Here is a 12830-nt window from a genome sequence, read left to right on the forward strand (position 1 = left end):
CGCCGTGCGCCCCCTCAGACCCGGCGGTCCGGGTACACCGGCACATCGTCGTCCCACGGCTGGCGTACGACCATATCGGCGACCCGCACCGAACCGGTCTCGAATTCCCCGGTCGCGGCGTCCACGAGCCGGTAGCGCTGGGTCTGCCGGTGGATCGGCTGCGCGTCCAGCAACACCACCCGGACCTCCCCCGGCTCGAACCCGCAGCGCTCTTGCAGGGCGGCGATCAACTGTTCGCTGTGCAGGTGACCGTCCCCGAAGTTCCAGCCGAGCGCGGTGGAGCAGATGCGCTCACCGTCGGTAAGGACGTACTCGGACTCGTCGTGATCGGCCATCGCGCGGTGTGCGAGCGTGAACAACGCCTTGCCGTGGGTGTTGAAGGCCCGGAAGGCGTAGCCGAGGTACAGCGGGATCTGCGCGGCCTCCGGGCTTCCGTAGAAGCGTTGCAACTGCGCGGCCGGCATGGTCGCGACGGCGACGATCCCCTCCCGGATCTTCGCGTCGGCCGAAGGCCGGATACACCAGAGCGTGGTGTCCCAGTTACCCGCGTAGTAGCGCATTCCGGGGAGGAACGACACCTTGCGTGGGAACAGGTTCCCCAGGACGACCACCCCGGCGAGAAGGATGAACAGCAGCACCACCGGCAGTGGGTCGCTCACCGCGGACAGGCCCATATCGGCGTGTGCGACGAAGAGCGTCAGCACTCCGAAGATCATGAAGACGTTCCACTCCAGTGGTACGCCCATCGGTATCGCGGTGAGGATCACCAGGTGGAAGCCGATCAGCGCGGTGGCGGCGACGGCCGTGGGCCAGCCCCCGTGCGCGAAGAACAGCACCAGCGGCGCGCCCATCTCCACCGCGGTACCGCCGTGCGCGAACCACCGCGACAGCCGACCCGGCCGCAGATCGTCGGGAAAACGTTCGAAGAACAGACGTTTGAGCGCCCGGGGCCGCACCACCGGGCTGTTCGACATCATCGTCGACACCACGAAGGGGAAATGTTTGTTCAGCTTCGATACCGCCGCACCGATCCAGATGACGACGAAAACGATTTTTGCGCCGACGATCAGGTCCACACCGCCGAAGAGGAACGTGACCGCGAGTGCCGCGTATACCTCACCGCGCGCCGCCAGGAAGATGGTCTTGTCGCGCAGCCCGAGCACGGCGAGCAACCCGAGCACCGCCGCGATCTGCCAGACCGGCAGGACCCCTACGGTTGTGTCGAGCGCCGCGTCCGGCCCGGTTCCGTCCGACACCAGCGCCACCACCAGCATGATCAGCAGTGCCGCGTACAACACCACTTCGAACAGGGTGCGGCGGGTGCCCCGGGTACCCGGCACCCGATCCGGCCAGGGCGGCAGGCGGATGGTGCCGGGACGCAACCAATACAGGACGGAACCCATGGGCGGGAAGAACCGGTTGTTCAGCGGCCCGAACCCGCAGCCCAGCCCAACCACTTCGAAGAGCATCGTGAACAGCACGACCTTCTGGAAGACGATCGGCTCCGACCACCAGTCACCGACCGCGGTGAACCCGTCGATACCTTCGGTCGTCAGCGCGAACAACCAGCCGCCGAGCACGTAGAGGCCGATTTTGACGACGTAGCACAGGTGCAACAGCACCGGTGTGCCGAATCCGACCTCCGCCCAGTGCCGCGCCATCGGACGCAACTTCTCCGCCCGGGTGCCCCTGCTCCATTCGTCGAAATCGACCACCGGCAGGCTCGGCCGGAGGATGCCGAACAAACGATCTGTTCCGCCCACTACGCTCTCGTTCCCTACGCCGTTCGATCAGTTGCGGGAACACCGCCGGTAGCGGATACACGTTCCCGCCGGTGTCCCTTCGCCGTTCGGTGACCACCGTCCCCGGACGCCGTGACAGACGGCGGTCACCCTCGTGACCCACCGGCCGACGACCGAGATCATCGCACCCCCGCGGCCACCACCGAGTGAAAATCGGCGGGCTCGTGCCGGGCAACTCGCGGACGGGCCCGGCCGGGAGCCGGTGATCGGGTCGGCGCCGGCCACCGCCGAACGAGTGAATCGATTTCGCATCATTGAGCGAGTAGCGTGAAGCCTCACCGGTGGAATCCCGGGATCGATCCCGAGACGTCGAGGGTGGCCGAGCGGCCCCGGAACCGCCCGCACAGGAGAGGAGACACAGGCATCCGTCCAGCGCGGAAAGGTGTGTGAAGCCGTGCGCGAGACCGACCCGACAGACGATTCGGCGATCGGGTTCACCGTCGGCACGGTGGCCCAGGCCCTGGATATCCCGGTGGCGACCCTGCGCAGCTGGAACCAGCGTTACGGTCTGGGACCTCCGCGGCACAGCCCGGGCGCACACCGGTACTACACGCCGAGCGACGTGGCGGTACTAGGCCGCATGGTCGATCTCGTCCGCGCCGGTGTCGCCCCCGTCGCCGCCGCGAAGGCCGCGCGTTCCGCGGCCGAGCCGGCGCCGACATTCGGCGACGTGGGACCGGTCCTGGAGGCCGCCGATCGGCTCGACGCCGCCGAACTACTGGCGCTGTGCACCGCCCATATCGCGCATTTCGGTGTGGTGAGCACCTGGAACCGGCTGTGCCGCCCGGCATTCGCCGATATCGTCCGCCGGCAGACCGACGCACCGGGGTCCGTCGAAGTGGAACATGTCCTGTCCTGGGCGACCACCGCCGCACTGCATCGGGCGGTGCCGCCCATCCGGTACACGGTCGGGCGCGCGCCGGTACTACTGGCCTGCACCGCCGGCGAGGACCATGTCCTGCCTCTGGAAGTACTGCGGGCCGCGCTGACCGAAGCCGGCATACCGGCCCTGCTTCTCGGCGCCGCACTCCCCGCCGACGCACTGGCCGCCGCCATCACCCGGCAGCCGCGCGAACCGGTGGTGGTGCTGTGGTCGCAGACGGAGCGGACGGCACCGCCGGCCCCGATCCCGCCGGGCTGCCCCACACCGGCCCGACTGCTGTTGGCCGGGCCCGGCTGGCCGGCGACCGCCGCGTTCCCCGGCGCCCGCCGGGTCGACTCGCTCGAGGACGCGCTCGGCGACGTCGTCCGGTCCGTGCATATTCTCTGACCCGCATCGTTTATGCATCGAAAAGGGTTTAGAATGAGATGTGATCCACACCATGCAATGGAGTCGAGGAGCTGTGATGGACACACAGATCGTGGGATCCCGGCGCGCACAGCCCACCAGGACCCACGGGAGGGCCGGGCAACCCGAGCGACCGGCAGCCGAGTGGCAGCAGAAGGTCCGCGCCCGGGTGCTGTCCGAGCTGGCCGAGTTCGTACAGAAACAGTCCGTCGAGTCGGGAGTACGGCCGACGGTGCAGCACGTGCTCTGGCAATACGTCGGGGGTGGCAAATGCGTGCGGTCGGCCTTCATGTACGCGGGCTGGTTGTGCGGCGCCACCGAAGACGACACAGCGCTACGGGCCAGCGCGGCACTGGAACTGTTGCACGCGTTCGCGCTGCTCCAGGACGACGTGATGGACGAGTCCGCCCGGCGCCGGGGCGAACCCACCGCGCACCGCCGGCTCGCCGACCGGCACCAGCGCAACGGACTGCCCGGCTGCCCGCGCCGCTTCGGCGAGTCCGCGGCCACGCTGCTCGGTGACATATGCCTGGTCTGGGCGGAGCAGATGCTGCGCGAGAGCGGAATGGACGAACTCGCGTTGACCCGGGTCCGGCCACACTACGACCGCATGCGCATCGAGCTGGCCATGGGTCAGCTCGCCGACCTGGGCAACGACATCCGCAGCACTCCCACCCTGGAGGGCGTCCTGGCCATCGCACGCGCCAAATCCGGCGACTACACCGTGAAATGGCCCCTCGTCCTGGGTGCGGCGATGGCGGACTGCGACCGGCACGTGACGGCCGCGCTGACCGAATACGGCCGAGCGATCGGCGAAGCGTTCCAGCTGCGCGACGATATCCTCGGCGTCTACGGACTCCCCGAGGTCACCGGGAAACCCGATAACGACATCGCCCAGCACAAGGCGTCCACCGTGATCGTGGCGGCGATCGACATGGCCGGCTCACGCCTGCACCGTGAGCTGTGCGACCTGCTGCACGCGCCGGCACTGGACATGTCCGAGGTCGCCAGGGTCCGCACCCTGATCACCGCCACCGGCGCCCCGGCGCGGATCGAGGCCATGATCGACAACCGGGTCACCGAGGCGCGCCACGCACTGGCCGCCGCGCCACTTCCCGACGACCGGCGCGACCTGTTGGACGGCCTGGCCGCCCGGTGTACCGTCCGCGAATTCTGAGAGGAGAAGACAATGCGCGGCGTCGAAGGTCGCTGTGATCATGTCGTGGTGATCGGCGCGGGGCTGGCCGGACTATCGGCCGCCATCCACCTGGCCGGCCGCGGGGTCGCGGTCACCGTCCTCGAACGTGAACCGGTCCCCGGGGGGCGCGCCGCCCGCGCCGATATCGGTGACTACCGCCTCGATCTGGGGCCGACCGTGCTCACCATGCCCGACCTGATCGACGAGGTGTTCGCCGCGGTCGGCGCCGATACCGACGAGCATCTGCGCCTTGTCCCCATCGACCCGGCCTACCGCGCCCATTTCGCCGACGGCCGCAGCCTCGACCTGCATACCGGCCCCGAACCCATGGCCCGGGCGATCACCGAATTCGCCGGCGCCCGGGAGGCAGACGGCTACCTGGAATTGCGGCACTGGCTGACCCACCTGTACCGCACCGAGTTCGATCACTTCATCGCCGCCAACGTCGATTCACCGCTGTCGCTACTGACCCCGGCGGCCGGGCAGCTGGTCCTGGCCGGCGGGCTGCGCCGCTGGGACAGGGCGGTCGCCGGCCACCTGCGCGACCCGGACGTACGCAAACTCTTCACCTTCCAGTCCCTCTACGCCGGAGTCCCGCCGCAGCGCGCGCTGGCCGCCTACGCCGTGATCGCCTACATGGACACCATCGGTGGAGTGTTCTTCCCGCTGGGCGGAATGCGCGCACTACCCGACGCGCTGGCCGCCGCGGCGACCACGGCCGGGGTGCGTTTCCACTACGGTGTCACCGCGGAATCCACCCGGCGTTCGGGATCCCGGATCCATGCTGTCACCACCACCGACGGACGAGAATTCGAGTGTGACGCGGTCGTCGTCACCACTGAGCTGCACCACGCCTACCGGCTGATCGGCCACCGCTCACGACGCCCGCACCGGCCCGTCGCGTCTCCCTCGGCCGTGGTGGTGCACCTCGGCAGCGATCCCGCCCCGCACCTCGCACACCATTCGCTGCTGTTCGGTCGCGCCTGGCGGCAGACCTTCGACGACATCCTCGGCCGGGGCCGGCCCATGCGGGACCCGTCGCTGCTCGTCACGCGCCCCACCGCTACCGACACCCTGCTGGCTCCGGCCGGGCGCGAGCTGCTGTCGATCCTCGCGCCCGCCCCCAATCTGGCACGGGCACCACTCGACTGGGACCGGCTCGGGCCCGCCTACGCCGAGGAACTCGTCGACACGGTGAACCGGCGCCTGCCCACTCCGTTGACCGGCGTGGAGATCCTGCATGTGCGCACACCAGCGGACTGGGCGCGCCAGGGCATGCTCGCGGGCACCCCTTTCGCACTGGCGCACACGCTGTCCCAGACCGGGCCGTTGCGACCGGCCAATATGATCCGTGGCCTGGACAATGTCGTCCTCGCCGGCGGCTCGACCGTGCCCGGGGTCGGCGTGCCGCCGGTGCTGATCTCCGGGCGGCTGGCCGCCGACCGCATCACCGGTACGTTTGCCGCCGCCCGCGCTACTTCGCCTGTCGAGACAGGGGGATTCCGGTGATGATCGGTAGTGAACTCGACGCCGCGGCGATCACCGACCCGATACTGCGGCAGGCCTACCGGGACTGCCGCGACCTCAATGCCCGCCACGGCCGCACCTTCTTCCTCGCCACCCGCCTGCTCGCCCCCGCCCAACGCCCCGCGATACATGCCCTCTACGGCTTCGCCCGCTGGGCCGACGATATCGTCGACCTGCCCACGCCCGGCGGCGGAACCCCACAGGCACGCCTGGACGAGTTGACCCGGCAACTGTCGGCCGGTCTCGACTCCCCCGGGCAGGGCGAGCCGGTCGTCGCCGCGGTGGGTCACACGGTGGCGCGATACGGTCTCGACAGGAGCCTCTTCCGGGCGTTCCTGGACTCGATGCGCATGGATCTGACCGTCACCGATTATCCCGACCGCGCGGCCCTGGATCGCTATGTCTACGGATCGGCCGAAGTGATCGGTCTGCAAGTGCTACCCGTTCTCGGCGCAGTCTGCCCGCAGCCCGAGGCCGCCCCGTATGCCGCCGCGCTGGGTAAAGCGTTCCAGCTCACCAACTTCCTGCGCGATGTCGCCGAAGACCTCGACCGCGGCCGGGTATACCTGCCGGCCGATGAACTGGCCGCCTTCCGCGTCGACCGGGACCTGCTGCGCTGGTGCCGCGAGCACCGGCGCACCGATACCCGGGTCCGGGCCGCCCTGGCCGCTCAGCACGCCGTCGCCCGCCGGTGGTACGCCCGCGCCGAACCGGGTATCGCACTGCTGCATCCGATCTCGCGCCCCTGCGTGGCCACCGCCGCCGTACTCTACGGCGAGATCCTGGACCGGATCGAGCGATGTGACTTCGCGATATTCTCCGAACGCGCCACCGTCGGGCGTGCTCGTCGGGCGCGGGTCGCCGGATCGGCGCTCGCCCGGGCGCTGTGGGCCCGCCGCAAGGGGCGGGCCGACGCCCTCACCACCGCCCCGGCGCCCGTCTGACAGCCAGGAGCCGAATACGCGGTGCCCGGCGCGGTATCGGCTCCCGGCGCGGGCCGGCAGCGGGACAGATCATTGGCGGGGAAGTATTTTCGAGGTCAGCCATATCCCTACGGCCAGTGCCGCCGTCACGGTGACAGCGGTGATGACCGAGCCGGCGAGAACGGTGATTCCGATAGAGAACACCAGGCAGGTGAACACGGCCAGGACCGCGGTTCCCCGTTCGACACCGACGACCCGGGACGGCCGGTTTCGGATCGCTGTCATCTCTCTTGCATTCCCACCACGGCATTTATGAAACCGTTACCGGCGGTCCCGGCCGAACACTTCGTTTTCCGGATACCCTCCGCGGCACCACCGGATCGATCGAGTGCCGCACCGGTCGTGGCGTGCCTCACCCGGCGTGGCGGCGAAACCGCAGGCCACGGCACAATGGAGCCAATGAGACCTTGGCAGCCGAGCTCGTCCGCCGACCCCGACTCCCCTGGTGTGCCACCGATCGGTGTCGACGACGTGCGCGTGCTCCGCGAACAGTTCCTCGACTTCATGCTCGGCTACAAATTCGCGATCGACGAGATCACCACCAAGATCAATATCTTGCGCGAGGATTTCAACAGCGCCCATGAGTACAACCCCATCGAACATGTCGGGTCGCGACTGAAAACCCCCGAGAGCGTCATGGAGAAGGTCCAGCGCAAGAAGTACCCGATGACCCTGGCGTCCATCCGGGACAACATCCTCGATATCGCCGGAGTCCGCGTCGTGTGCAGCTTCATCTCCGATATCACCGTGATCAGAGATATGCTCGCCGGCCAGGAGGACATCACGGTCCTGGAGGAACGCGACTACATCACCCATCGCAAACCGAACGGCTACCAGAGCCTGCACCTGATCGTGTCGATCCCGGTCTTCCGTTCCCACGGCACCGAGCACATTCCGGTCGAAATCCAGATCCGCACCATCGCGATGGACTTCTGGGCCAGCCTCGAACACAAGATCTATTACAAATACCGCGGCGAGGTACCGCCGAATCTGCGCAGCGACCTCGCCCAGGCCGCCGAGGTCGCCACCCAGCTGGACGAGAAAATGGAAGCCCTGCACCGCCAGGTCGACCGCACCGAGCGCACCCAGGCAGAGCCGGCCGACACACTGGACCTGCGGCGCCTGTACCACAGCCTCGTGGCGGACACCTCGTCCGGCGTCCGGGCACGCCGTCACCCACCTGAGCGGTAGACCGGCCGGCACGGCCCCCCAACGGACCAGCGCGGCCCGGCCCGGCCCCGGAACAGCGCGGCGTGGCCGCCCGGTGCGCTCGAGCCGGTCCGCGAAATCCGCACGGCCCCTGGCGTCACCGGCACGGCGGGCCGCGCCCTGCCCACGATTGTCCTGCTCGGTTCCGATTCACACGGCGGCGCCCTCGTAGTCACCGGGCCCACAGCGACCACCGCGGGGTGACGCCGACGCGACCCCGGTACACCGCCCCGGCCGAAGCCCGCGGGTTTCGATCACATGACCATTCGATGTGGGCCGCGCAGAAGTTCCGCTGGGCTGAATTCCTGTGGTCCCCGCCACATCGCGGTTTCTAGTCTCGGTTCAACCGAGGTAAGGAGCCGGAAATTGCAGCCACTCGCCTGCCGTTCCTGTGCGGCTCGCGTATCCGTCGCGAAGTACAGCCCCGCGCACACGAGCGTCCAATGGACCGCCGACGCGTCCCGTGCCTGCCGGGAAATGGCCGCCGGCCACGGTGACTACCTGCCGCGCTGCACGTCGCTGGACCGCACGATCGACGACGCCGTGGCGCACGGCGAGGTCGCGATGACCACGCGGTCCGAACCGGTCGTCGCGCCCCTCGCGGCGCCACACGCCGCCCCCCGATGACCGGAGATCCGTCTCCGGCCGTTCGATTCACCTACCCATTGGAAAGCCCATGACTGTCGAGCAAGAGCGGATCGAGATCCGCACCATCGAAGCCGGAAACAACCCGGCCCGTTTCGCACGTGGCTGGCACTGCATCGGTTTGGCGAAGAACTTCCGGGACGGTAGGCCGCACCAGGTGCGGGCCTTCGGCACCGAACTCGTCGTGTTCGCCGATTCCGCCGGCGAACTCCACGTACTCGACGCCTTCTGCCGGCATATGGGCGGCAACCTGGCCCGGGGCGAGATCAAGGGCGATACCATCGCCTGCCCGTTCCACGACTGGCGGTGGAATGGCCAGGGACGGTGTGAGTCGGTTCCCTACGCGCGCCGCACCCCCAAACTGGCCCGCACGCGGACCTGGATCACGATGGAGCGCAACGGCGTGCTGCTGGTCTGGCACTGCCCCCAGGGCTCCGAGCCGACACCGGAGCTGGCGATCCCCGAGATCGAGGGCTACGCGGACGGGCAGTGGAGCGATTGGACCTGGACATCGATCCGGGTCGAGGGATCGCACTGCCGCGAGATCGTCGACAACGTCGTCGATATGGCCCACTTCTTCTACGTGCACTACCAGATGCCGGAGTATTTCAAGAATGTCTTCGCCGGCCATATCGCCGGGCAGCATATGCGCTCGTACGGTCGCGACGACATCAAAACCGGTGTGCAGATGGATCTTCCCGAAGCGCAGACCATCTCCGATGCCTTCTATTACGGGCCGTCGTTCATGCTGGACACGATCTACACCGTCGCCGACGGCACCACCGTCGAGTCCAAGCTTATCAACTGCCACTACCCGGTCACCTCGAACTCGTTCGTCCTCCAGTTCGGCACGATCGTCAAGAAGATCGACGGGATGACCGACGAGCAGACCGCGGAGATGGCGACCCTGTTCACCGACGGTCTCGAAGAACAGTTCCAGCAGGATATCGAGATCTGGAAGCACAAAACGCGGATCGAAAACCCGCTCCTCACCGAAGAGGACGGTCCCGTGTACCAGCTCCGCCGCTGGTACAGTCAGTTCTACGTCGACCTCGACGAGGTCACCCCGGAGATGACACAGCGTTTCGAGTTCGAGGTCGATACCGGCCGCGCGCTCGAATCGTGGCACCGGGAAGTCGCCGACAACCTCTCGTCCTCGACGCAGTGATGCCGGCACCCGCCCGTCCCGTCCGGGGTGGGCGGGTTCAGCCGTTGCGAGGCCGCATCCCGTCGACGAATACCGAGATCATGGTCCCGGCGAGGTCGGTCAGCGTGTGCTCGGGGTCCGGCCGGAACCAGCGTGCGGCGTGCCAGACCGCGTCGTAGAGAAGTTCGCGGAAGGCCTCGGGGTCGATATCGGCGCGGAGGTCACCGGCCGCCACACCGTCCCGGATGGCCTCGCGCCACGCGTTCTCCATGGCATCGGCGGTCGCCGCCATATCGGCCTCGACGACGCGCGCCCGCATGTACTCGCCTTCGCGACGCCAGATCGAGGTCGCGCCGTGATACTGCTCGCCGGTCGCCAGCGCGATTTCGGCGAGCGCTTCCAGCCGTCGGACCGGCGGTAGGTTCCGCGCGAGCACCTCTGCGCAGCGCGCCGACAGATCCTCGATGTACTCGCGGATCAGCTCGGTGACAATCGCTTCCTTGGACGGGAAGTAGTGGTAGAGCGCACCCGAGTACACCCCGACCGCGTCGCCGATCTCCCGGATCGTGGTCGCGGACACTCCCTTACGAGCGAATATCTCGGCCGACCGGTCGAGAATGAGCCTTCTGCGCTCCTGCGGATCCACGGTCGTCCCCCTGTCGGATTCGGTGTGGCCGGCCCACCGCGCCGATTCTGCCATACCCATTGATCAATCGGTCAATGGGCTTGCCACTGCCCCTCACCCGGGAGGGATCATGCCTGCTTCCCCGCTCGATCGACCCGTTCCCGCGGCAGCCCTGGCCGGCGAGATCGCCGTGGTCACCGGGGCCGGGCAGGGGATCGGACGGGGTATCGCGCTCACGTTGGCGGCGGCCGGGGCCCAGGTCGCCCTGGTCGGCCGGACGGCCGCGACGCTCACGGCCGTGGCCGAAGAGATCATGGCCCGCGGGGCAGGGCGGCGCCCTTCGTCTGCGATGTGACCGACCGCCACGCGATCGACCCGCTGATCTCCGCGATCACCGGCGAGTCGGCGGGCTCACCCTCCTGGTGAACAACGCCCAGACACCGGCGCCCGGAACGCTTCTGGAGATCGATGAAGAAACCTATCGGGCGGGTATGGAATCTGGCCCGACCGCGACCTGGCGAATGATGCGGGCATGCCATCGGCACCTGACCGGCGGCGGGTCGATCGTCGATCTGGGCTCCGCGGCGGGTATCCGGTGGGATCCGTCCGGGACCGGAGCCTACGCGGCCGCCGGGGAAGCGGTCCGAGTACTGACACGTACCCCGGCCTGCGAGTGGGCCGGCGACGGGATCCGGGTGAATGCGATCCTCCGCTGGCGAATTCCCGCGCCATGGAGCAGTGGGCGCGGCACGAACCCGATGCTGCCGCCCAGTATCTGCGCACGGTGCCGCTGGGGTGACTCTGGGTGACCCCGAGACCGATATCGGCCCCGCGGTGGTCTTCCTGTGCAGCGCTGCCGCGCGCTACATCACCGGTCATACGCTTGCGGTCGACGGGGGGCAAGCGCTCGTTGGCTGACGATGCCCACGTGCTCCGACCCGCCCGCCCGCGACGGCGATCCGCAGTCGTCGAGGACCTGCCGGATGGCGTGCGCCGCGGACCGGACCGGCCGCGCCAGGGCCACGGGGTCCACCCCCGCGACCGGGCCGGTCACCGAAACGGCGCCGACGCAGGTCCGGCCGTTACCGATCGGCGCGGCCACGCAGGCGATACCCGGAACCGCTTCGTCGCGTTCGTACGCCACATGCTGCCGGCGGATATGCGCGATTTCGTGACGGAGCCGGGCGTGGTCTCCCGCCCGCGGCAGCGGCGCCCCGGGCGGGCGGGCGCGGCCCGGATCGGCTCCCGAATGGGCGATGAGCGCCTTGCCCAGGGCGGTTCGTAATGCCGGTTGCCGGCCGCCGATCCGGGAGGGCACGACGAGTGGCCCACGACCGACCTTGTCGAGGTAGTGCACGTCGCTACCGTCGAGAACCGCCAGGTGCACGATCAACCCGCTCGCCGCGTGCAGTTCGTGCAGCACCGGGCGCGCGGCCCGGTGCAGGGTGTCGTGCCGCTGAGCGAGCGCGCCCCATTCGAACATCGCGCGACTCAGCGAGTAGACCTGACCGTTCCTGCTGACCCAGCCGGATTCGACCAGCCGGGAGAGCAACCGGTGGGCGGACGATCGCGGTAGCCCGGTCCGGCACGACAGCTGCGACAGGGTGAGTTCGCTGCCGTCGCGGAACTCGTCGAGCAGACCCGCGACACGGTCGATGACAGCCGGCGAGAAGTCGTCACCGTTACGCACTCGGACCTCCCGCGGCGAGCAGGCCGGACGGGGCGCCGAGCCGCGCGGCCACCAGTCCGGCCGCCGCGACCAGGTCACGAACAGCACTCTCCGGCATCCGCCCCGCGGGCCCGGTCAGCGAGAGCGCGGCGATCTCACCGTGCCCGGCGTTGAAGGCGACGGCGACGCAGTGCACCGGCTCGCCCCGGTCCTGCCCGGCGACGTGCTCCCGGACGGCCGGCGCGCCGCCGTCCCGGCAGGCCAGGAGCGCGGCCCCGTCGGTGGTTTCCCGCGCGGAACGGCGTTGACCGGCGTGGGTGGGCAGCACGGCCGCGGCCCATCTCCCACCGATCTTCTCGAGGTAGAGCAGTTCATCGCCCTCGAGGACTGCCAGGTGTACGGCCGAACCGGTCCGTCTGTGCAGCTGATACATGGCCGCGACGGCAGCTCGGTGGACCCGGTCGTAGTTCTGCGCGAGAGAGCCGAGTTCCACCATCTTCGGACCGAGGTGATAGGTCGCGCCGTGGCGACGCAACCAGCCGACCCCCACGAGCTGCAGCAGCATCCGGTGGGCCGACGATCTGGGCAGACCGGTGCGCGCGGCGAGTTCGGTCAACGTGAGACCGGCGGATTCACGAAACGGTTCGAGAAGCAGCAGCACCCGACCCATCACGGTCTGCGGGTGGTTGTCGTTTGTAGTGGGCACGGAGACTCCGAAGCGAAGGGTCATTGATTGA

15 protein-coding genes are annotated in these 12830 nt (G+C 68.8%); 10 read left to right on the plus strand and 5 right to left on the minus strand.

All coding sequences use genetic code 11. The features are described 5' to 3' along the window. Positions 1–14 precede the first annotated feature (14 nt). Complete coding sequence (locus ABZV91_RS05535; protein ID WP_355235849.1) at positions 15–1763, minus strand: DUF3556 domain-containing protein; 1749 nt, start codon at positions 1761–1763, stop codon at positions 15–17. Between the two features lie 433 nt (positions 1764–2196). Between ABZV91_RS05535 and ABZV91_RS05540 the strand changes: the two genes are divergently transcribed. From ABZV91_RS05540 to ABZV91_RS05555, 4 genes are all read left to right on the plus strand, one after another. After that, the gene (locus tag ABZV91_RS05540; RefSeq protein ID WP_355235852.1) at positions 2197–3072 is read left to right on the plus strand and encodes a MerR family transcriptional regulator; all 876 of its coding nucleotides are present in this window, start codon (positions 2197–2199) and stop codon (positions 3070–3072) included. 76 nt (positions 3073–3148) lie between these two features. Then, positions 3149–4267: a polyprenyl synthetase family protein gene (locus tag ABZV91_RS05545; RefSeq protein ID WP_355235854.1), complete on the plus strand. Its 1119-nt coding sequence runs from the start codon at positions 3149–3151 to the stop codon at positions 4265–4267. A gap of 12 nt (positions 4268–4279) precedes the next feature. Continuing rightward, positions 4280–5797: a phytoene desaturase family protein gene (crtI, locus tag ABZV91_RS05550; RefSeq protein WP_355235857.1), complete on the plus strand. Its 1518-nt coding sequence runs from the start codon at positions 4280–4282 to the stop codon at positions 5795–5797. Then, positions 5797–6759: a phytoene/squalene synthase family protein gene (locus ABZV91_RS05555; protein WP_355235860.1), complete on the plus strand. Its 963-nt coding sequence runs from the start codon at positions 5797–5799 to the stop codon at positions 6757–6759. The genes crtI and ABZV91_RS05555 overlap by 1 nt, the downstream gene beginning before the upstream one ends. A gap of 69 nt (positions 6760–6828) precedes the next feature. Here the strand turns inward: ABZV91_RS05555 and ABZV91_RS05560 are convergent, their stop codons facing one another. Then, positions 6829–7023 carry a hypothetical protein gene (locus tag ABZV91_RS05560; protein WP_355235863.1) on the minus strand — a complete coding sequence of 65 codons (195 nt, stop codon included), beginning with the start codon at positions 7021–7023 and terminating at the stop codon, positions 6829–6831. A gap of 174 nt (positions 7024–7197) precedes the next feature. Here ABZV91_RS05560 and ABZV91_RS05565 point away from each other — a divergent pair, with 174 nt between their 5' ends. From ABZV91_RS05565 to ABZV91_RS05575, 3 genes are all read left to right on the plus strand, one after another. After that, positions 7198–7989 (plus strand): GTP pyrophosphokinase family protein, encoded by a 792-nt coding sequence (locus tag ABZV91_RS05565; protein WP_355235866.1) that lies wholly within the window; start codon positions 7198–7200, stop codon positions 7987–7989. Between the two features lie 384 nt (positions 7990–8373). Continuing rightward, positions 8374–8634 carry a hypothetical protein gene (locus ABZV91_RS05570; protein ID WP_355235868.1) on the plus strand — a complete coding sequence of 87 codons (261 nt, stop codon included), beginning with the start codon at positions 8374–8376 and terminating at the stop codon, positions 8632–8634. 49 nt (positions 8635–8683) lie between these two features. Beyond that, positions 8684–9820 (plus strand): Rieske 2Fe-2S domain-containing protein, encoded by a 1137-nt coding sequence (locus ABZV91_RS05575; protein WP_355235871.1) that lies wholly within the window; start codon positions 8684–8686, stop codon positions 9818–9820. A 37-nt stretch (positions 9821–9857) separates the two neighbouring features. Here ABZV91_RS05575 and ABZV91_RS05580 read toward each other — a convergent pair whose 3' ends face one another. After that, on the minus strand, positions 9858–10445 hold the full coding sequence (locus ABZV91_RS05580) for a TetR/AcrR family transcriptional regulator (RefSeq protein WP_355236197.1): 588 nt from the start codon (positions 10443–10445) through the stop codon (positions 9858–9860). Between the two features lie 109 nt (positions 10446–10554). Between ABZV91_RS05580 and ABZV91_RS05585 the strand changes: the two genes are divergently transcribed. The 3 genes from ABZV91_RS05585 (at position 10555) to ABZV91_RS05595 (ending at position 11342) form a co-directional block, all read left to right on the plus strand. After that, positions 10555–10779, plus strand: a complete 225-nt coding sequence (locus ABZV91_RS05585; RefSeq protein WP_355235874.1) for an SDR family NAD(P)-dependent oxidoreductase — start codon at positions 10555–10557, stop codon at positions 10777–10779. Between the two features lie 67 nt (positions 10780–10846). Then, a complete protein-coding gene (locus ABZV91_RS05590; protein WP_355235877.1) occupies positions 10847–11233 on the plus strand; it encodes an SDR family oxidoreductase in 387 nt (128 codons plus the stop codon). Further along, positions 11220–11342, plus strand: a complete 123-nt coding sequence (locus ABZV91_RS05595; RefSeq protein WP_355235880.1) for an SDR family oxidoreductase — start codon at positions 11220–11222, stop codon at positions 11340–11342. The genes ABZV91_RS05590 and ABZV91_RS05595 overlap by 14 nt, the downstream gene beginning before the upstream one ends. Here the strand turns inward: ABZV91_RS05595 and ABZV91_RS05600 are convergent. Beyond that, the gene (locus ABZV91_RS05600; protein ID WP_355235883.1) at positions 11293–12114 is read right to left on the minus strand and encodes an IclR family transcriptional regulator; all 822 of its coding nucleotides are present in this window, start codon (positions 12112–12114) and stop codon (positions 11293–11295) included. The genes ABZV91_RS05595 and ABZV91_RS05600 overlap by 50 nt on opposite strands. Continuing rightward, positions 12107–12799 (minus strand): helix-turn-helix domain-containing protein, encoded by a 693-nt coding sequence (locus ABZV91_RS05605; RefSeq protein ID WP_355235886.1) that lies wholly within the window; start codon positions 12797–12799, stop codon positions 12107–12109. Before ABZV91_RS05605 ends, ABZV91_RS05600 begins: the two co-directional genes overlap by 8 nt. Between the last annotated feature and the right edge of the window lie 31 nt (positions 12800–12830).

This window comes from Nocardia sp. NPDC004568 (genome assembly GCF_040609955.1).
In the GTDB taxonomy this organism is placed as follows: Bacteria; Actinomycetota; Actinomycetes; order Mycobacteriales; family Mycobacteriaceae; genus Nocardia.

Excerpts from the sequence above, each read along its gene's own strand:
- ABZV91_RS05545 (WP_355235854.1), top strand. The coding sequence starts at position 3,149 with ATGGACACACAGATCGTGGGATCCCGGCGCGCACAGCCCACCAGGACC.
- crtI (WP_355235857.1), top strand. The coding sequence starts at position 4,280 with ATGCGCGGCGTCGAAGGTCGCTGTGATCATGTCGTGGTGATCGGCGCG.
- ABZV91_RS05555 (WP_355235860.1), top strand. The coding sequence starts at position 5,797 with ATGATCGGTAGTGAACTCGACGCCGCGGCGATCACCGACCCGATACTG.
- ABZV91_RS05560 (WP_355235863.1), bottom strand. The coding sequence starts at position 7,023 with ATGACAGCGATCCGAAACCGGCCGTCCCGGGTCGTCGGTGTCGAACGG.
- ABZV91_RS05565 (WP_355235866.1), top strand. The coding sequence starts at position 7,198 with ATGAGACCTTGGCAGCCGAGCTCGTCCGCCGACCCCGACTCCCCTGGT.
- ABZV91_RS05575 (WP_355235871.1), top strand. The coding sequence starts at position 8,684 with ATGACTGTCGAGCAAGAGCGGATCGAGATCCGCACCATCGAAGCCGGA.
- ABZV91_RS05585 (WP_355235874.1), top strand. The coding sequence starts at position 10,555 with ATGCCTGCTTCCCCGCTCGATCGACCCGTTCCCGCGGCAGCCCTGGCC.